Here is an 18,201-nt window from a genome sequence, read left to right on the forward strand (position 1 = left end):
CCGCCCCCGGCCACCCCCCCCCGCCCCCTTCCCCCCGGCGGCCGCCCGCTTGTATGCGGCGGGGCTGGGCCCAAAACCCCCCGCCCGCGCCCCTTCGTTGACCGGCCGTCAGTACCGATCAGTTCCAGTCGGTGCCGCTCAGTACCCCAGGCCGTGGCCGATCGGGTACAGCACCTTCGTCGGATCGGCGGCGTCCGGCACCGGCACCGGAAGGTGGCCCTTCGGCCGGGCCTGACCCGCGATCACCCGTACCGCGGCCCGCAGTTCGACATCCGTCCACGAGTACGCGGCCAGCGCCGCGCCCACCCCGGGCAGCCGGGCGATGTCATACGGGTTGCGGATGGCGAGCTGCACCACCGGCTTACCGGTGGCCACCAGCGCGGCCACCAGGGCCCGTTGGCTGCCCGTGGCGCTCACGTTGTACGTGCCGACCAGGACCGCGTCCGCCTCCCCGGCGGCCGCCACCGCCTGGTCGATGACCGCCTGGCTGGCGTTGCCGTTGGAACCGGAGGAGATCGCGGTGGCGGTGAAGCCCAACTCGTTCAGGGCGGCGGCCAGCACCTTCGACGGGGGCCCGGTGGTGCCCGACGGGGACGCCGGGTCGGCGCTGACCACCAGGATCCGGCGGTGGCTGCGGCGGGACAGCGGCAGCAGCTTCCCCGCGTCGGCCAGCAGCGTGGTGGTGCCCTCCGCGATCCGGTCGGCCGCCGCCAGATGCGCCTTGGTGCCCACCGTGCGGCTCACCCCGTCCGCGGTGACATACGGCTCGGTGAACAGCCCGCGGCGGGCCTTGAGCCGCAGGATGCGCAGGATCGACTCGTCGAGGCGGTCCTCCGTCAGCTCACCGCCCTTCACCGCGGCCACCACCGCGTTCCACGCCAGGTCCAGGTCCGGCGGGTTGAGGAGCTGGTCCACGCCCGCCTTGAGCGCCAGCACCGGCACCTTGTCGTCGCCGTACTTCTCCCGCACCCCGGCCATCCCGAGGGAGTCGGTGACCACGACACCGTCGTAACCGAGCTGCTCGCGCAGGATGCCGGTGAGGATGGGGTGGGAGAGGGTGGCCGGGTCGCCGGACGAGTCGAGCGCCGGGACCATGATGTGCGCCGTCATGATCGAGTCGATACCGGCGGCGATGGCGGCCTTGAACGGCGGTGCGTCCAACTCCTCCCACTGCGCCCGGGTGTGCTCGATCACGGGGAAGCCGTAGTGGCTGTCAGTGGCGGTGTCACCGTGCCCGGGGAAGTGCTTCGCGGCGGTGGCGATGCCCGCGCCCTGATAGCCCTTCACCTGGGCGGCGACCATGGTGGCCACCGCCTGCGGGTCCGCCCCGAACGACCGCACCCCGATGACCGGGTTCGCCGGGTTCACGTTCACATCGGCGTCGGGGGCGTAGTCCTGCCGGATGCCCATGGCGCGCAGTTCGACACCGGCGATACGGGCGGCCTGGCGGGTGTCGGAGGCGGAGCCGCCCGCACCGAGCGCCATCGCCCCCGGCACCAGGGTGGCCGGATAGCCGACCCGGGTCACGATGCCGTGCTCCTGGTCGGTGGAGATCAGCACCGGCAGCCCGCGCGGCCCGGTGAGTCCCGCCTTCTGGATGCCGTTGGACAGACTCGCGATCTGCGACGGGTTCGCCGTGTTGTGCGCCCAGGCGAAGTAGATGATGCCGCCGACGTGGTACTTGGCGATGAGTTCGGCGGCCGTGCGGACACCGATCTCCTTCAGGTTGGCGTCGATGTCGGCCTGGTCGGGATCGGTGGCGGAGGCGCCGTAGACCCGCATCACGAAGAGCTGGCCGACCTTCTCCTCCAGCGTCATCTCCGCGATGAGCTTGCGTAGTTGACGGTCGTCCGGGGTGCGGCCGGTGGTGGCGGCGGGCGCTGCCGCGCCGGTGGCGGCGGACGACGGTCCCGCGGTGGCGGCGAACGCTGCCGCGCCCGCGCCGGCGGCGATCACCGCGCGGCGGCCGGGTCTCGGAACGGGGGTGTCTCGGTACTGCACTGGCGCTCCTTCCGGGGTGGCCGCGGTGCGGCCGGGAAGCGGTGCACTGAAAGAAATTTCCGCGCGCCAAGGGATAGCCCGAAAATTTCTTACGGTCAAGAGCCTGAGCAGCGAGCACGTCGCGCAACTGGCCTGCGGGACTGGGCAGTCGGGGGCGATGGGCAACGGGGCGGCGACGTGGGGGAGTTGGTCCAACGGGCTTACGGCACAGGGCAGTTGAGGCGGCCCCGGCATCTTGCCGGGGCGGGCTGGCGGCGGCTCGTCCGACGTGCTGGCGGGGTCTTGGTTTGCGCGCTGTCGGTACGTCGTCTGACGCGCTGGTGGCGCCTTCGTGGGGTCTTGCCTGATGCCTCGACGGCACCACGTCGCACCCCCGACGCCGTCTCGCCCGACGCCTGCGACGGCTGAGGGCACCTCGCCCGCGACCGCTGCCGCCTCAGCCCGCCGCCCCGGCGGTCAACCGTTCCAGATACGCCCGGCCCGCGGCCAGCAGCGGCGGTAGCGGCGCCGCGTCCTCGTACCACCGCCGCTCGTACTCCCAGCAGAGCCAGCCGTCCCACCCCGCACGCCCCAGGACCCCGGCGACCTCGGCCAGCGGCAGCGCCCCCGCACCGAGCGGCAGCGGCGTGGTGTCCTCGGCCGAGGCGACATCCTTCACCTGGACATAGCCGAGATACGGGGCGAGCGCCGCGAAACTCTCCGCGGGCCGCTCGCCGCCGAGCCAGGTGTGCAGCACATCCCAGAGCGCCCCCGCACCGGGGTGCCGCACCGGGGCCAGCGCCCGGGCGGTGGCCGCACCGGTGCGGTGTGAGTCATGGGTCTCCAGCAGAATCCGCACCCCGAGATCCTCCGCCCGCCCCGCCGCGGCGGCCATCCGACGCGCCACCGCCGCATCCGCCTCCGCCACCGGCCGCTCCCCACCCCCGGGAAACACCCGCACAAAGGACGCCCCCAAGTCATGGGCCAACTCCACCAGTTGACCGATCCCGTCCACCACCGGCCGATCCGCCCCGGGCGCCGCCACCCGCTCATACCCGGCCACCGCCAGCACCTCCACCCCGGCATCCGCGAACTCCCGTACCGCGGCCGCCCGTTCACCCGCCCCACTCCCCGGATGCAGCCCCTCCTCCGAATGCGCCCGCAACTCCACCCCCCGAAACCCACTCCCCACAGCCAGCCGCACCACCTCCCCGACCGCCAGCCCCGGCACACCCAACGTGGAGAACGCGAAATTCATGGGGGGAGCTTAGGGGGGCAGGTGGCCCTACCCCTCCGGCACCTCCCCAAGCGTCGGGTACGACTCCTGTGCCCCCCGGCGGGTCACGGCTGCCGCGCCCACGCGGGTGGCGAAGGTGGTGGCGGTGGGGAGGGGGGCGCCGGTGCTGAGGTGCCAGGAGAGAGCGGCGGTGAAGGCGTCGCCGGCGCCGGTGGTGTCGACGGCCTTGACCGGTAGCGAGGGCACCCGTAGCGGGGCGGTGCCGGTGGCGGCGGTGAGGGCGCCTTCGGGGCCGAGGGTCACCACCACCGAGCGGGGGCCCAGTGCCAGCAGGCCCCGGGCCCAGTCCTCCGGCCGGGGTCCGGCGTCGGGGCCGAGCAGTGCGCGGGCCTCGTGTTCGTTGAGGACGAGTGGGTCGCAGGCCGCCAGTACCTCGGCGGGGAGGGCCGCGGGTGGTGAGGGGTTCAGTACGAACCGGCTGCCGGGGGGTAGTCGGCGTACCACCTCGGCCACGGTGTCCAGTGGGATCTCCAACTGGGTTGAGATCACGGGTGCTTGGGCGAGCAGGGCGCCCGCGGCCCGTACGTCGGCGGGGGTGAGGTGGGCGTTGGCGCCGGGGGAGACCACGATGCTGTTGTCGCCGGAGGGGTCCACGGTGATCAGGGCGACGCCGGTGGGCGCACCGCCGACCAGGACGCCCGAGGTGTCCACCCCGGCCGCCCGTTGCGCCTCCAGCAGCAGCCGGCCGTGCGCGTCGTCGCCGACCCGCGCCAGCAGCGCCGTACGGGCACCGAGCCGGGCCGCCGCCACCGCCTGGTTGCCGCCCTTGCCGCCGGGGTGGACCACCAGGTCGGATCCGAGGACCGTCTCCCCGGGTCCGGGCCGGCGCTCCACGCCCACCACCAGATCGGCGTTGGCCGATCCGACGACCAGCAACTCGCAGCCCCGACCGGGTCCCACCGTCACCGCATCCACCACCTGTACAACCTCTCGTTTCCGGCGTCCGTCAGATGTCCGTCGGATGTCTGTCAGGAGAAGCCGGCCACGTTCTTCGCCATGACCACCTTCACCGGCACCTTCACCTGCTGGCGCACGCTCTTGCCGCGGGCCGCGCGTACCGCGTTCTTCACGGCCAACTCGCCCAGCAGCTTGGGTTGTTGCGCCACCGAAGCGTAGAGAGTGCCCGCCTTGACCGCCTTGAAGCCGTCCGGTGTGCCGTCGAAACCGACCACCGGCACCTTCCCGGCGCGGGAGCCGAGCGCCTTGGCGGCGCCCAGCGCCATCTCGTCGTTCTCCGCGAACACGCCGTCGAGGCCGCGGTGTGCCTGGAGCATGTTGGTCATCACATCGAGGCCCTTGGTGCGGTCGAAGTCCGCGGGCTGCCGGGCCACCACCTTGATCCCCGGGTACGCCTTCAGGCCCTCGGCGAAGCCCGCGCCGCGCTCCCGGCTGGCGGAGGTGCCCGCCTCGCCCTGGAATACCGCGATCCGGCCCTTGCCGCCGAGCTTCTCCCCGAGGGTGCGGGCGGCGAGACGGCCGCCGGCCACGTTGTCGGAGGCGACCAGCGCCGCGATGTCCGCCCCGGTCACCCCGCGGTCGGCGGCGACCACCGGGGAGGCGTCGTCCTGGGCGTCGGTGACGGTCAGCTCGACGCCCTCCCTCTTCGCCTCGGCCTGGGCGCCGGCCCGGAGCTGGACGAAGAAGGGGTTGTTGAGGGTGGACACCGACAGGCCGACCTTGGTGGTGGTGCCGGAGGAGCCCGAGGTGGCCCCGCCGATCACCAGCCGGGGCAACCCCACCCCGACCACTCGATATCAGATCGTGACGGGGGTGGTGGGGTGAGCGTGAAGGTCCGCCTACAGGTCCTCGGGCAGCAGTCGGAACGCGGCGTGACCGGTGAGCGGCTGGACGATCCGGAAGTCCCGGTCGGTCGTGAACAGCGCATCGGTCCGGTAGGCCTTGGCGAGGGCGACGTTCATGGCGCCAGTAAGACCGATGCCGCTGCCGCCGCGTGCGTCCGTGTAGCCCTCCGCGACAGCGAGCGCGGTGGTCAGGTGCGGTGCGATGTCGGCGATCGTGAAGCGGTTCAGGTCGGCCTGCTTCGCGATGAAAGCGGTGATTCCGTTTGCCGTCTTCGGGCCGGAGCGTGCCGTGGCGATGTAGTCCAACTCGGCCAGCACAAGCGGCGATACGACCAGGTGACTCATTCGCGCGAAGGCTTTCTTGTGGTTGGCGTGGCCTTGTTCGCGCGGGGTGAGAAGGCGGATGAGGGCGTTGGTGTCGGCGATGGCGACGGGGAGTGTCACTGCCCCATGCCCCGCAGGATCTCGTCCATGTCCTCATTCGTCATCGGCTCGCCGAGGTCGAACTCGGGAAGATCGATGTCGCCGATGGGTGTGGTCGGGTGCGGCGGGAACTCGATGTGGTCGACCGGGACGATACGGGCGACGGCGCGGCCGTTCCGGGTCACGGTGATCTCCTCGCCGTGCTCGACGCGGTCGAGCAGGGCCGAGGACTTCTGGTTCAGCTCCCGTGCGGTGGCTTCCATGTAGTACATGGTGATACAGGGCCTTCGGGATGCGTACCGGTGGTCGGTGGTCGGTGGTCGGGACCGAGGCGGGAAGGAGGGGGCGGAATCAAGGCGGAGCTTCGGACGGCGGGGCTGATGCGGTGGTGGGCCGCATCCGTACGGGCAGCGACCACCTCCCGGTGTCGGCCCGGATCACGGCGACGAGGAACGGGGACGGTGGCTTGAGGGACGGTGGCTGACCGGAACCCCTCGGCCGCCCACCCCCGGCGCCCCTACAACTCACCGTAAGGGCCCAGGAATTGGGCGCGGGCTTTCTCGATCCGGTAGAGGAAGATGCCGTTCTCGAAGTGGACTTGGCGGGTCGAGGGGTAGAAGGAGAGGGTGCGGACGATGCCGCGGTGTTCGGTTCTGACGAGGCGTTGGCCCATTCCGCTGCGTACCTCTCCCGAGGCGCTGGTGGTTCCGGCGGCCTGGGCGATCAGGCCCACCGCGTCATAGGCCTCGGCGGTCCAGGTGGCCGGCGGGGTGCCGTAGCGCTTCTGGTGTGCGGCGGTGAAGGCGCGGGCCGGCTTGAGGGCGGTGGGGTCGGCGTAGGCCTCCGAGAAGACCCAGCCCTCGGCGGCCTGGCCGGCGCCGTCGAGGAAGGCGGGGCCGAGGGCGGGTCCGGCGGCGACCTTGGTCCCGGTGAAGTGTTCGGCGGTGAGCGCTTCGGCCAGGCGGGCGGCTCTGGACGGGAGGCCGCCCGAGTACACCACCGCGTCCGCCTTGCTGCTGATGGCTTTCCGGGCCACCGCGCGGAAGCCCGCGTCGCCCCGGCTCAACGGGTGCTCGATCAGTGTGGCGTCGGCCGGGGGCGAGGTGCGGAACGGGCTGCCGATCTGCCCGCCGAGCCTCGGGTCGGCCGCGTCGTCGACCAGCAGGATGCGCTGGGCCGGGCGGGTCCGGACCAGGTAGCTGAGCAGGCCGGTGCCGAGGTCGTCGTCCAGTGCCCGGGTCACACAGAGGTGGAGGCTGGTCCCGGACGGGGCGGTGGAGGAGCCGGCCGAGACGACGACGGCGGTGAGCCGTGCCTTGCCGTACCGCTCGACGATGTCCTCGTGCAGCACGTCGCCGGTCGGCCCGATGACCGCGACCAGTCCCGGGTCCGCCGCCAGCCGGTCGGCCACCCGCCGTGCCTTCGCCCGGTCCCCGGCGTCGTCCTCGGTGCGCAGGGCGAGCCGGAACGCCTTGTCCTGACGGGAGTTGTGGTGGTCGATGGCGAGGCGGACGCCACGCTGGTGGGCCAGTCCGGTGGCGCGGCCGGGGCCGGTGAGGTCGGCGTGCAGCCCGATGGTGTGGGTGGGCAGCGGCCCGGAGTCCGCCGATGCCCCGGTGCCGCGTCCCCGGGTGGCGAGCCAGGTGGCCGTGCCGCCGGTGAGGACCACGGCCCCGGCCGCCCCGGCGGTCAGCAGCCGCCGGCGGGAGGGTCCGGACGCAGCCGGGTCGTCGGCCGGGGTGCGGGTGTCGGGCAGTGGTGCCGGTTCCGGGTCGGGCAGGGCGAGCGCGGCGGCGGAGCGTTCGGCGATCAGCGCGGGCAGCCCCGCGGGCACCTGCCAGGGAACGGATGCGGGCGCGGCACCGCCGTACGACTCCCGTGGGTCCCTCGGCCGACGCGGCTCGGGACCGGTACCGCCCACCGAACCGCCCAGCGCGTCGCGGATCTGCGCCGAAGTCGGCCTGGTGGCAGGGTCCTTGGCGAGACAGTCGGTGATCAGGGGCAGCAGTGCGGGCGGTACGCCCGTCAGGTCCGCCTCCTCGTGGATCGTCCGGAAGAGCGCGGCCGCCCCGCCGCCGTCACCGAAGGGGCCCCGCCCGGTCGCCGTGTACGCCAGGACGCAGCCCAGGGAGAACACATCGGCGGGCGGCCCCGGTTGCCCGGCCGCGGCCTGCTCGGGGGCGAGATAGCCGGGGGTGCCGATCACCGCTCCGGTGGCGGTGAGCGCGGTGGCGCCGGTGTGGCGGGCGATGCCGAAGTCGATCAGGCGGGGGCCGTCGAGGGCGAGGAGCACATTGCCCGGTTTGACGTCCCGGTGGACCAGCCCGGCGCCGTGCACCGCGGCGAGCGCCTCGGCGAGCCTGCCGCCGAGGGCCCGTACGGTGTCGGCGGGCAGCGGGCCGCCTTGTGCCGCGACCACCTCGCCGAGTGACGGGCCGGGGACGAACTCCGTTGCCAGCCAGGGCTCTTGGGCCTCGGTGTCCGCGCCGAGCACCGGCACCACCCACGGCCCGCTGATCCGGGCGGCGGCCTCCGCCTCGCGGCGGAAACGGGCCCGGAAGCCGGGGTCGGCGGCGTGCTCGGCGCGGATCACCTTCACCGCGGCGAGCGCGCCCCCCGTCGAACGCGCCAGGTACACCACGCCCATACCGCCCGCGCCGAGCCGTACCAGGGTGCGGTACGGGCCGACGGCGCGGGGGTCCTCGGAGGTGAGGGGCCGCACGTCAGCTCTCGGGTTCCGGCAGCTTCGGCGCGGGACCCGCGTACTTCAGGCGTCCGCCCTTCACCCGGTACAGGTAGGCGTCCCGGCCCACGAGTCGCTGGGTGTCGTCGAAGACGTAGGTGCGGGAGACACCCTTGTGGCGGCCGGCGGCGATGGCGGCGGCCAGCGCGGAGCGGGTGGGCCGGGCGGGTCCGGAGGGGCTGGGGCTCGCCTCGGTGTCCTTGGTTCCCTTGGTCGCGGTCTTGGCCGACTTCTCGACCAGGGTGGCCAGTTGGGCGGTGACGAGCCCCGCCACGTCGTACGCCTCGGCCGACCAGGCGGCGGGCGCGGAACCGTACCGCTCGCGGTGGGCGGCGGCGAACCCGGCGGCCGCCGGGGCGCTCGCGTCGGTGAACGGTGCGATGAACTCCCAGCCCTCGGCCGCCGCCCCCGCCTTCTTCAGGAACTCCGGTCCCATGGCGGTGTGTTGGGCCACCCGCCGCCCCTTGAACCGGGCGTCGGCCAGAGCGCGCGCGGCACGGGCCGCACCGGCCGGGGGCCCGGAGTAGAAGAAGGCGTCGATGTCGTGGTCCAGCACATCGCGGATGACGGGTGTGAGGTCGGTCGTCCCCTCGGGCACCACGCGCGGATAGGTGGTGGTGTCCTTGTTGATCGTCGGCGCCAGCAGGTTGGTGGTGTAGCCCGCCTGGTACGCGGCCTGGCCGCCGCCCCGGTCCATCAGGACGCCCAGCTTCTCCACACCGAGGCGGAGCACCAGCCGGGTGGCGGCGGGGACGGCGAGCGCCGAGTAGGAGGGCGCGGCCTGGAAGAACGCGCCGTTGGACCGGGGCACGAAGGCGATCTGGAGCGCCGACACCGTCAGTACGGGCAGTCCCGCCTCGTCGTACGCCGAGAGTGCCGCCTCCGCCTCGGTGTCACCGCTGGGGCCGATGACGGCGAGTACGTCCCGGTCGCGGGCGAACTCCTCGGCGACCCGGGCGGCGCGGGTGCGGTCGCCCCGGTCGTCCAGGACCTTCACGGCGAGCGTGAAGGGGTGCCTGCCATGGGAGTTGAAGCGGTCGACGGCGAGCCGCACCCCACGCTCCTGGGCCCGTCCGACCGCGCTGTGCGGGCCGGTCAGCCCGGCGTGCACACCGATGGTCCAGCGTGGCCCACCGCCGCGGTGGTCGTCGTTCTTCGCGCCACCGGCCCACCGCACGGCCGCGTAGCCGCCCGCGCCGAGGGCCACCGCGCCGCCCGCCGCGAACAGCAGGAACCGGCGGCGCCCCGGCGCGGGCGGCGCGGGCGCGTCGGCGACGGTCTGACCGCTGACGGTGGCGTCGATACCGGGCAGTGCCAGCAGCGCCGCGGACCGGTCCGCGATGATCCGCACGACGTCCTCGGGCAGCCAGCCGGCGCCGGGTCCGTCCGGTTCATCCGTGTCCGACGGGTAGAGGTCCGCGGCGGCCGGACGCTCCTCCGGGTCCTTGGTGAGGCAGCGTTCCAGCAGCGCGCGCAGCCCGGCGTCCTCGATGCCGTCGAGGTCGGGTGCGTCGTGCACGGTGCGGTAGAGCACGGCGTCGACGGCGCCGCTGCCGAACGGCGGCCGCCCGGTGGCCGCGTACGCCAGGAGGCAGCCGAGGGAGAACACGTCCCCGGCGGGGCCGGCGCCCGAGCTGTCCCCGGACGCCTGCTCGGGCGCGAGGAAGCCGGGGGTGCCGACGACGATCCCGGTGGCGGTGAGCGCGGTGCCGTCGGCGGAACGGGCGATCCCGAAGTCGATCAGCCGGGGCCCGTCCGCGGTGAGCAGGACATTGCCCGGTTTGACGTCGCGGTGGACGAGCCCGGCGGTGTGCACCGCGGCCAGGGCGCGGGAGAGCAGCCGGCCGAGGACGGTGACGGTGTCCACCGGCAGCGCACCGCGCCGGGCGACCACGTCCGAGAGGGTCGGCCCCGGCACGAACTCCGTTGCCAGCCAAGGCCGTTCGGCCTCGGTGTCGGCCCCGGTGACGGGCACCGCCCACGGGCTGTCCACCTGGCGGGCGGCCTCGGCCTCGCGCCGGAAACGGGCCCGGAAGTCCTCCTCGTCGGCGTACTCGGGCAGGATCACCTTGATCGCGGCGAGTGCTCCGGCGTCGGTGCGTCCGAGGTAGACGACCCCCATACCGCCCGCGCCGAGGCGGCCGAGGAGCCGGTGTCCGCCGATCCGGGCGGGGTCGGTGGGTCGCAGTTCTTCCAACATGGCCGGGTTCAGCTCCGCTTCTCTACGGCGGATGCCAGATTGACCAGCATCATGGCCTGCGCTCTGGCGACCGGACCGTCGATCTCCTGCTGGGTGCGGCCCTTCGCCCCCTTGCCCGTCACGGCGACGGTGAACTGGAGAGCCTGCGCCTGCAACCACACATAGTGGTACGGCCCGCCCAGCTCGGTGCTCTGGTACTTGCCCATCTCGTCCAGGGTGTCCTCGGAGTTGGTCTGGTTCCCCTCCCCGCCGAAGAGCGCACCGGCCATCATCGAGCCGATCTGCTCGCCGTCCCGCAACTGCTGCGTGGGGCAGCGCATCGTCTCCTCGATCGACTCGGCCATCTCCCACCTCGCGTCCGCCCGGGTGCGGTGGACGGTGATGACGGCGGCCAGCCGGATCGGCCCCTTGCTCCCGGACGCGGGCACCTCGAACGACCGGGTGAGGGTGGCCAGTACGTCCGCGCCGGGTTTCTTCTGCTGCCAGACGCAGTCCTCCCCGAGCACCGGCCAGGTCGCCGGATCGCTCTCGTAGGGGGTCCGCTTCACCACTCCGGGGCCGAAGTTGTCGGGGTCGGCGATGACCCGGTGGATGAGGTCGAGCGCCGCCGCCCGCGTCTTGGGGACACGGGCCGGGTCGGGCTTGATCACGTCCACCGTCTTGGCCGCCCCGGGCTCGGTGGCCGTGGCCGACGGTGTCCCCTGCTTCCCCGCCTGCTCCGACTTCCTTGCCGCGGCACCGTCCGAGGCACCCGAGCAGCCCGCGAGCAGCACGGGCGCCAGCACCCAGGGCAGCGTCAACTGCACTCTCCGTGACATCACTTGACCGCGCATCGCGCCCCCGTACCTCTTCCCGTACCTCTACGAAGCACCCTTCGACGCCCCGTCGGCAGTCGAGTCGATCGATCATAGGTTCGCCCTACAGCCCGTGGCCTGCCCGTACGCGGAACGTTGCCGCTTTGGGACACTCCGTGCCCGGCTTGGCCTTACCCGCGCAAGTAGGCCTGGAAAGCGGCGAGTTCCCGGTCACCGTGCCCTTTGTCGGCATACGGGACCACCACGGGCCTCGGCGCAAGGGCATCTGAGGACTCCTATCAACTCCCGTTGGACAGACGGCAGTTGACATCCCCAGCCGGAGGCGGCGGCCCGTGCCGGGGTATCGGCCGAACAACCGATGCAGCCGGGCCGCTTGTTGTCTACGGTTCCGGCGTCATCTGCCGGTGTGCCAGAGGAGCGAACGATGCCCAGCAGCAAGTCCCGGACAAGACGGACGGGCCTGCGTCGCGGTGGCGCGACAGTCCTGGTCACGGCGGCTCTTCTCGCCGTGTCGTCGACCGCGGTGGCGGCCCCCCAGTCGCCGTCGCCGACCCCCGTTCTGCCCAGTTACGTCATCGTCCCCATGGACTGCGGCTCGATCCCCGCGAACCCCGACCTGGAGGTCGCCAAGATCGTGTACCGGGTCGGCCGTCAGTTGGGCGCCGACGCCCGGGTCATGCTCGCCGGGTTCGAAACCGGCCTGGTCGAGTCCAACATGAACAACCTGAACTGCGGTGACCGCGATTCGCTCGGCGTCTTCCAGCAGCGCCCCTCGCAGGGCTGGGGCACACCCGAGCAGATCATGAACGCGGCGTACGCCTCGCAGTCCTTCTTCAGCCGCGCCATCCGCGTCGCCGCGGCCAACCCCTCTTGGTCGGCGGGCCAGGTGGCGCAGGCCGTGCAGGTCTCGGCCTTCCCCGACCGCTACGACCAGGCGGAACGGGACGCCCGCGCACTGATCGAACGCGCCCGGGTGCGGCCCGACACGGTCTCCGACTTCAGCGGTGACGGCCACGCGGACGTCCTCGGCGTCACCGCAGACGGCAAGCTGCTCTACTACCCCAACAACGGCAACGCGTTGAACGGGAACGTGGAGATCGGCCACGGCTGGGGCACCTTCAAGCAGGTGACGGCCGCCGACTGGAGCGGCGACGGCGCCGCCGACGTACTCGGCGTCGACGCAAACGGCGACCTCTGGTACTACCCCAACAACGGGATGCGCCTGTCGGCCCGCTCCCAACTCGGCCACGGCTGGGGCACGTTCAAGCATGTGATGGCCGCCGACTGGAGCGGCGACGGCCAGGCCGACGTACTCGGCGTCGACGCCAAGGGCGACCTCTGGTACTACCCCCACAACGGCAACGGCCTGAGCACACCGGCGAAGATCGGCAACGGCTGGGGCACCTTCAAGCACGTCATGGCCGCCGACTGGAGCGGCGACGGCCAGGCCGACGTACTCGGTGTCGATGCCAACGGCGACCTCTGGTACTACGCCCACAACGGCAACGGCCTCAGCACACCCGTGAAGCTCGGCAACGGCTGGGGCAGCTTCAAGCACGTCATGGCCGCCGACTTCAGCGGTGACGGCCACGCTGACGTACTGGGCGTCGATGCCAACGGCGACCTCTGGTACTACCCGCACAACGGCAACGGCCTCAGCACACCCGTGAAGCTCGGCCACGGCTTCGGCACCTTCAAGCACGTCCTCTGACGCGGCGCTCCACGGCCCTCCCCGCCCCCATCAGCCTACGGCGGCGGGGAGTTCGGCCCAGACCGTCTTGCCGGGACCGTTCCGCGACCCGGTGCCCCAGGCCGTACTGAGGGCTTCGACCAGGAGCAGCCCGCGTCCCGTCTCCGAGTCGGCCGCCGGATCGGTACGGGGCACGGGCACACACTCACCGCGCGCGTCCTCGACCTCGATCCGCAGAGTGCCCTCACCGAGCGTGAGACAGAGCGCGAAGTCCCGTCCCGCCACGCGCCCGTGGCACACCGCGTTGGCCGCGAGTTCGGCGACCACCAGGGCCGCGGCTTCGGAGGTCTCACCGTCGTAGGGCAGACCCCAGAGTTCGAGCTGCCGCACGGTCAGCAACCGGGCCAATCGGGCACCGCGCGAGGTCGCGGACAGTTGCTGCCTGAACGTGCCTAGGGGGGCGGCGAGTTGGGGCGCCGCAGGGGGAGTGGTCATGTCTTTGAGCTTCGGTGAGCGGCGGCGGGGGCAGCAGGGGCGCCACTGGTACAGATCCGCCTGTGCGGGTGGAATCGCTGGACAGGGCGGGTCAAGGCCGGTGACCCTGGAAGCGGTTGCGGCGTTCTGTGACGCCGGTGCACAAACGGAAGGTTACGGGCGTGGCGGACGACGGTGGCGAGCCCGGAGAGTCGGAGAGCCTGAAGTGCTTCGGCGCGGTACTCAAGGCGTTAAGAGAACAAGCGGGCTTGACCCAGGAGGAGTTGGCCACCCAGACCGGCTACTCCACGCACTACGTCGCCAAGTTCGAACAGGGCAAGCGGTATCCGCCCCAACGGTTCATCGACCAGGCGGGCGTGATTTTGGACGCGCCACACGTACTGCGGGCGGCGGCACGGCACTTGACGCGGCGGCGGGGGCTGGCGTCCTGGTTCCAGCAGTGGGCGGGGGTGGAGGAGGACGCGGTATCGCTGTACGCCTACGAATGCCGGGTGATTCCAGGGCTGTTGCAGCCGGAGCCGTATATCCGGGCCGCGTTCGCAAGTAGCCTGCCACCATTGCCAGATGAGCAACTGGAGGGGCTGGTTGAGGCACGTCTCGACCGGCAGCGAATCTTGGTGGAACAGCAAGGAGTCGACTTCGGTTTCATCATCGAGCAGGCAGTGATCGAGAGGCGGACCGGTGGCGACGAAGTGACGCGGGACTTGATCGACCATCTGCTTGACCGGGCGCACTTGCGCCATGTGCACCTTCAGATCATGCCGCTGCGTCAGCCCAACCATGCCGGTCTCGACGGCCCGTTGTACCTGGCGGAGACGTCTGACAACGAGTGGTTCGGTTACTTCGAAGGCCAGCAGAGTAGTGCCCTGATCCGTAGCTCGAAGGACATCAGCGCTCTTCAACAACGCTATGGAATGATGCGTTCGCAGGCTCTCGCAGAGGATGCGACGGTGAGCCTGCTGAGGGAGATGCGAGGAGCGCTATGACCGGCACCAGGCTGGCCTGGTTCACCAGCACGTACAGCGGCACGCAGGGCGACAACTGCGTCCAGGTCGCCTTGGAATGGTTCAAGAGCAGCTACAGCGGGACTGAGGGCGACAACTGCATTGAGGTGGCAACGAATTCACCCACTTCCGTCCACCTCCGCGACTCGAAGGATCCCGCCAAGGGCGAGCTGGCCCTCGGCCCAACCACCTGGTCCGCCTTCATAGGGTTCGCCGCCGACCAGGCGTAAGTCGTAGGTCGAATCACCCCCTTGACCACTCCGCCTGAACGGAGGCGCCATGGCCGAGGGGGTTTTCTGATGGGACGCTGGAAGCCCGAGGCATACGGCCACCGATGCGAGGAGCCCTATGAGCACCGGCCAACTGGCATGGTTCAAGAGCAGCTACAGCGGCGGTGGCGGCGGCGAATGCCTCGAAGTGGGTGTCGGTTGGCAGAAGAGCAGCTACAGCGGCAGTGGCGGCGACAACTGCGTTGAGGTGGCCGCCAGTTCCCCCGCCTCCGTCCACCTCCGCGACTCCAAGGACCCCGCCAAGGGCGAGCTGACCCTCGACTCAGCCACCTGGTCCGCCTTCGTAGGCTTCGCCACCGACCACGTGTAAGCCAGCCCCTACGGCAGTGGGCGGCGCGGCACCGAGTGTCCGGCGCACGCCGCCCAACTGCCGTGTCAGGAACCAGGCTTGTCGGTGGAGGCCGGTTCCTTGCCCGGCTCTGTCGGCTGGTGGGTGAAGACCACGATGTGCCACGTGCCCTTCTGCCGCGTCACGGTGAAGGTGTCCCGCATCGGCTTGCCCGTCTTGTCCTCGGCGACGAGGCGGGCCGAGCCGGTGTCGGGGCCCATGTCGTGCTCGATCTGCACGTCCTTGATCTTCCATCCGCGCCCGCCCCGGTCCGTGAGGATCCGCGCGGCTTCCCGCCGGGACCACTCCGCGTCCTTCACACCACCCACGTTGATCAGGTCGGTGGCACTGCGGGAGTTCAGTGCGTCCACGTAGGCCCGGACGGCGTCGCGGGCCCCGTCGGGGGACGCCGAACGTGAGGGCGCGGCCTTGTCGTCCTTGTCGTCAGGGGACGAGCAGCCGGATGCGACAACCAGGGCGGCGAGCACGGCCGGCACGGCCAAGAGGCGTCGACGTTTCACAGCGCACTCCTGGTTCTGCCGGTGGGGGCCTCGAACGTCGTGACTGTCATCCTGCGTCACCTCCGGGCGCGATTCGCGAGAATCATCCCCCAACTTACCGGCGGACGAGGCGAGTTGACCGCAGCCCGAAGCACCCCCCGGCCCACCCCGTCAGCCACCCCCCACCCCTGTCGGTCCCCGGCGGTACCGTCGGCGTATGTCCCCGTCCCAGCACCAGCACCAGCACCAGCACCGGCATCAGCAAGCGCAAGCGGAAGCGCAGGCGCCCCGGCTTGCCGTGGTGGAGGGTGTGCTCGAACGGATCACGTATGCCAATGAGGAGAACGGCTGGACGGTGGCGCGGGTGGACACCGGCCGTGGTGCGGGTGATCTGCTGACGGTCGTGGGGGCGCTGCTGGGGGCGCAGGTCGGGGAGTCGCTGCGGATGGAGGGGCGTTGGGGCTCGCACCCGCAGTACGGCAAGCAGTTCACGGTGGAGAACTACACGACGGTGCTGCCGGCGACCGTGCAGGGCATCCGCCGCTATCTCGGTTCGGGGCTGGTGAAGGGCATCGGGCCGGTGTTCGCGGACCGGATCACCCGGCACTTCGGTCTGGACACCCTGCGGATCATCGAGGAGGAGCCGAAGCGCCTGATCGAGGTGCCGGGGCTGGGGCCGAAGCGGACGGGGAAGATCGCCGAGGCCTGGGAGGAGCAGAAGGCGATCAAGGAGGTCATGCTCTTCCTCCAGACCGTGGAGGTGTCCACCTCCATCGCCGTCCGCATCTACAAGAAGTACGGCGACGCCTCCATCTCCGTGGTGCGGAACCAGCCGTACCGTCTCGCCGCCGACGTCTGGGGCATCGGCTTCCTCACCGCCGACAAGATCGCCCAGTCCGTCGGCATCCCGCACGACAGCCCGGAGCGCGTCAAGGCCGGTCTCCAGTACGCCCTTTCGCAGTCCACCGACCAGGGCCACTGCTTTCTGCCGGAGGAGCGTCTGATCTCGGACGCGGTGAAGCTGCTGGCAGTGGACACGGGGCTGGTCATCGAGTGCCTCGGCGAACTGGCCGCGCCCGGCGTCGACGGCGACGGCGGTGAGACGGAGCCGGGTGTGGTGCGGGAGACGGTGCCGGGGCCGGACGGCGGGGAGCCGGTGACGGCGGTGTATCTGGTGCCGTTCCACCGGGCCGAGTTGTCGCTGTCGGGGCGGGTGCGGGCGCTGCTGCGGACCGGGGAGGACCGGATGCCCGCCTTCCGGGAGGTGGACTGGGGGCGGGCGCTGGGCTGGCTGTCGCGGCGTACCGGGGCCGAGTTGGCGCCGGAGCAGGAGGCGGCGGTACGGCTGGCGCTGACCGAGAAGGTGGCGGTGCTGACGGGCGGGCCGGGCTGCGGCAAGTCGTTCACGGTGCGCTCGGTGGTGGAGCTGGCGCGGGCCCGGCAGGCGAAGGTGCTGCTGGCGGCGCCGACCGGCCGGGCCGCGAAACGTCTCGCGGAGCTGACCGGCGCCGAGGCGTCCACGGTGCACCGGCTGCTGGAGCTGAAGCCGGGCGGCGACGCCTCGTACGACCGTGAACGGCCCCTGGACGCCGACCTGGTGGTGGTGGACGAGGCGTCCATGCTGGATCTGCTGCTGGCCAACAAGCTGGTGAAGGCGGTCCCGGAGGGCGCGCATCTGCTTTTCGTAGGCGATGTGGACCAACTGCCCAGTGTGGGCGCGGGGGAGGTGCTGCGCGATCTGCTGGCGGAGGACAGTCCGGTGCCCGCGGTGCGGCTGACGCGGATCTTCCGGCAGGCCCAGCAGTCCGGCGTGGTCACCAACGCCCACCGCATCAACTCCGGTACGCCGCCGCTCACTCGGGGCCTGGACGACTTCTTCCTCTTCGTGGAGGAGGACACCGAGGAGGCGGGCCGGCTCACCGTCGATGTGGCGACGCGGCGCATCCCGGCGAAGTTCGGTCTGGACGCCCGGCGGGATGTGCAGGTGCTGGCGCCGATGCACCGCGGCCCGGCGGGTGCCGGCACCCTCAACGGCCTGCTCCAGCAGGCGATCACGCCGGGCCGCCCCGAGCTGCCGGAGAAGCGCTTCGGCGGCCGCGTCTTCCGCGTCGGCGACAAGGTCACCCAGATCCGCAACAACTACGAGAAGGGCGCGGGCGGCGTCTTCAACGGCACTGTCGGCGTCGTCACCGCCCTCGACCCGGAGGAGCAGACCCTCACCGTCCGCACCGACGAGGACGAGGAAGTGCCGTACGACTTCGATGAGTTGGACGAGCTGGCCCACGCGTACGCGATGACGATCCACCGCTCCCAGGGCAGCGAGTACCCGGCGGTGGTGATCCCGGTCACCATGGGTGCCTGGATGATGCTCCAGCGCAATCTGCTGTACACGGCGGTGACCCGGGCCAGAAAACTGGTGGTGCTGGTCGGCTCCCGCAGGGCACTCGGACAAGCGGTACGCACGGTATCGGCCGGAAGGCGATGTACTGGGCTGGATTTCCGTCTTGCCCGGTCTTCAGTGGCCATGCCGGATTTTTGATCGATCAAATGAGTCGGAAACCTCACACGGGCTGTTCGGAACCGGGGTAACGGGGGCAGGATGAGCAGACTGGCGGCACTGAGTGCCGCCGATAG

Annotated in this window: 15 protein-coding genes and 1 pseudogene; 5 read left to right on the plus strand and 11 right to left on the minus strand. The window is 71.5% G+C overall.

Annotation, left to right across the window (positions count from 1 at the left end):
• Window positions 1-138 precede the first annotated feature (138 nt).
• From ACFVST_RS07645 to ACFVST_RS07685, 9 genes and pseudogenes are all read right to left on the minus strand, one after another.
• A complete protein-coding gene (locus tag ACFVST_RS07645) occupies window positions 139-2,001 on the minus strand; it encodes a glycoside hydrolase family 3 protein (protein WP_390147871.1) in 1,863 nt (620 codons plus the stop codon).
• Between the two features lie 436 nt (window positions 2,002-2,437).
• Window positions 2,438-3,238, minus strand: a complete 801-nt coding sequence (locus ACFVST_RS07650; RefSeq protein ID WP_390147873.1) for a sugar phosphate isomerase/epimerase family protein — start codon at window positions 3,236-3,238, stop codon at window positions 2,438-2,440.
• 27 nt (window positions 3,239-3,265) lie between these two features.
• On the minus strand, window positions 3,266-4,183 hold the full coding sequence (locus ACFVST_RS07655; protein ID WP_390147875.1) for a ribokinase: 918 nt from the start codon (window positions 4,181-4,183) through the stop codon (window positions 3,266-3,268).
• A gap of 62 nt (window positions 4,184-4,245) precedes the next feature.
• A pseudogene (locus ACFVST_RS07660) lies at window positions 4,246-5,001 on the minus strand (substrate-binding domain-containing protein); the annotation flags it as partial.
• A gap of 72 nt (window positions 5,002-5,073) precedes the next feature.
• Window positions 5,074-5,523, minus strand: coding sequence for a PIN domain-containing protein (locus ACFVST_RS07665; protein WP_390147877.1), 450 nt, complete (start codon window positions 5,521-5,523; stop codon window positions 5,074-5,076).
• Window positions 5,520-5,765 carry a type II toxin-antitoxin system Phd/YefM family antitoxin gene (locus ACFVST_RS07670; RefSeq protein WP_390147879.1) on the minus strand — a complete coding sequence of 82 codons (246 nt, stop codon included), beginning with the start codon at window positions 5,763-5,765 and terminating at the stop codon, window positions 5,520-5,522. Before ACFVST_RS07670 ends, ACFVST_RS07665 begins: the two co-directional genes overlap by 4 nt.
• Before the next feature lie 254 nt (window positions 5,766-6,019).
• The gene (locus tag ACFVST_RS07675; RefSeq protein WP_390147881.1) at window positions 6,020-8,224 is read right to left on the minus strand and encodes an ABC transporter substrate-binding protein; all 2,205 of its coding nucleotides are present in this window, start codon (window positions 8,222-8,224) and stop codon (window positions 6,020-6,022) included.
• A 1-nt stretch (window position 8,225) separates the two neighbouring features.
• On the minus strand, window positions 8,226-10,442 hold the full coding sequence (locus tag ACFVST_RS07680) for a bifunctional serine/threonine-protein kinase/ABC transporter substrate-binding protein (RefSeq protein ID WP_390147995.1): 2,217 nt from the start codon (window positions 10,440-10,442) through the stop codon (window positions 8,226-8,228).
• Window positions 10,443-10,453: 11 nt separating this feature from the next.
• Complete coding sequence (locus ACFVST_RS07685) at window positions 10,454-11,263, minus strand: hypothetical protein (protein ID WP_390147883.1); 810 nt, start codon at window positions 11,261-11,263, stop codon at window positions 10,454-10,456.
• A gap of 421 nt (window positions 11,264-11,684) precedes the next feature.
• Here ACFVST_RS07685 and ACFVST_RS07690 point away from each other — a divergent pair, with 421 nt between their 5' ends.
• Entirely contained in the window at window positions 11,685-12,971 is a 1,287-nt protein-coding gene (locus ACFVST_RS07690) for an FG-GAP-like repeat-containing protein (RefSeq protein WP_390147885.1), read from the plus strand.
• 30 nt (window positions 12,972-13,001) lie between these two features.
• Here the strand turns inward: ACFVST_RS07690 and ACFVST_RS07695 are convergent, their stop codons facing one another.
• The gene (locus ACFVST_RS07695; RefSeq protein ID WP_390147887.1) at window positions 13,002-13,445 is read right to left on the minus strand and encodes an ATP-binding protein; all 444 of its coding nucleotides are present in this window, start codon (window positions 13,443-13,445) and stop codon (window positions 13,002-13,004) included.
• A 161-nt stretch (window positions 13,446-13,606) separates the two neighbouring features.
• Between ACFVST_RS07695 and ACFVST_RS07700 the strand changes: the two genes are divergently transcribed.
• From ACFVST_RS07700 to ACFVST_RS07710, 3 genes are all read left to right on the plus strand, one after another.
• On the plus strand, window positions 13,607-14,431 hold the full coding sequence (locus ACFVST_RS07700; protein WP_390147889.1) for a helix-turn-helix domain-containing protein: 825 nt from the start codon (window positions 13,607-13,609) through the stop codon (window positions 14,429-14,431).
• On the plus strand, window positions 14,428-14,679 hold the full coding sequence (locus ACFVST_RS07705; RefSeq protein ID WP_390147890.1) for a DUF397 domain-containing protein: 252 nt from the start codon (window positions 14,428-14,430) through the stop codon (window positions 14,677-14,679). The genes ACFVST_RS07700 and ACFVST_RS07705 overlap by 4 nt, the downstream gene beginning before the upstream one ends.
• Window positions 14,680-14,797: 118 nt before the next feature.
• Complete coding sequence (locus tag ACFVST_RS07710) at window positions 14,798-15,049, plus strand: DUF397 domain-containing protein (protein ID WP_390147892.1); 252 nt, start codon at window positions 14,798-14,800, stop codon at window positions 15,047-15,049.
• Window positions 15,050-15,114: 65 nt separating this feature from the next.
• Here ACFVST_RS07710 and ACFVST_RS07715 read toward each other — a convergent pair whose 3' ends face one another.
• The gene (locus ACFVST_RS07715; protein ID WP_390147894.1) at window positions 15,115-15,588 is read right to left on the minus strand and encodes a hypothetical protein; all 474 of its coding nucleotides are present in this window, start codon (window positions 15,586-15,588) and stop codon (window positions 15,115-15,117) included.
• Window positions 15,589-15,784: 196 nt separating this feature from the next.
• Between ACFVST_RS07715 and ACFVST_RS07720 the strand changes: the two genes are divergently transcribed.
• Window positions 15,785-18,106 carry an ATP-dependent RecD-like DNA helicase gene (locus ACFVST_RS07720; protein ID WP_390147895.1) on the plus strand — a complete coding sequence of 774 codons (2,322 nt, stop codon included), beginning with the start codon at window positions 15,785-15,787 and terminating at the stop codon, window positions 18,104-18,106.
• The last annotated feature ends 95 nt before the right edge of the window (window positions 18,107-18,201 follow it).

Source organism: Streptomyces sp. NPDC058045, from assembly GCF_042885635.1.
Taxonomy (GTDB): domain Bacteria; phylum Actinomycetota; class Actinomycetes; order Streptomycetales; family Streptomycetaceae; genus Streptomyces.

What these genes read in the sequence shown, in the direction of transcription:
- ACFVST_RS07650 (WP_390147873.1), bottom strand. Translation starts at nt 3,238, where the DNA reads ATGAATTTCGCGTTCTCCACGTTGGGTGTGCCGGGGCTGGCGGTCGGG.
- ACFVST_RS07670 (WP_390147879.1), bottom strand. Translation starts at nt 5,765, where the DNA reads ATGGAAGCCACCGCACGGGAGCTGAACCAGAAGTCCTCGGCCCTGCTC.
- ACFVST_RS07685 (WP_390147883.1), bottom strand. Translation starts at nt 11,263, where the DNA reads ATGTCACGGAGAGTGCAGTTGACGCTGCCCTGGGTGCTGGCGCCCGTG.
- ACFVST_RS07690 (WP_390147885.1), top strand. Translation starts at nt 11,685, where the DNA reads ATGCCCAGCAGCAAGTCCCGGACAAGACGGACGGGCCTGCGTCGCGGT.
- ACFVST_RS07695 (WP_390147887.1), bottom strand. Translation starts at nt 13,445, where the DNA reads ATGACCACTCCCCCTGCGGCGCCCCAACTCGCCGCCCCCCTAGGCACG.
- ACFVST_RS07705 (WP_390147890.1), top strand. Translation starts at nt 14,428, where the DNA reads ATGACCGGCACCAGGCTGGCCTGGTTCACCAGCACGTACAGCGGCACG.
- ACFVST_RS07710 (WP_390147892.1), top strand. Translation starts at nt 14,798, where the DNA reads ATGAGCACCGGCCAACTGGCATGGTTCAAGAGCAGCTACAGCGGCGGT.
- ACFVST_RS07720 (WP_390147895.1), top strand. Translation starts at nt 15,785, where the DNA reads ATGTCCCCGTCCCAGCACCAGCACCAGCACCAGCACCGGCATCAGCAA.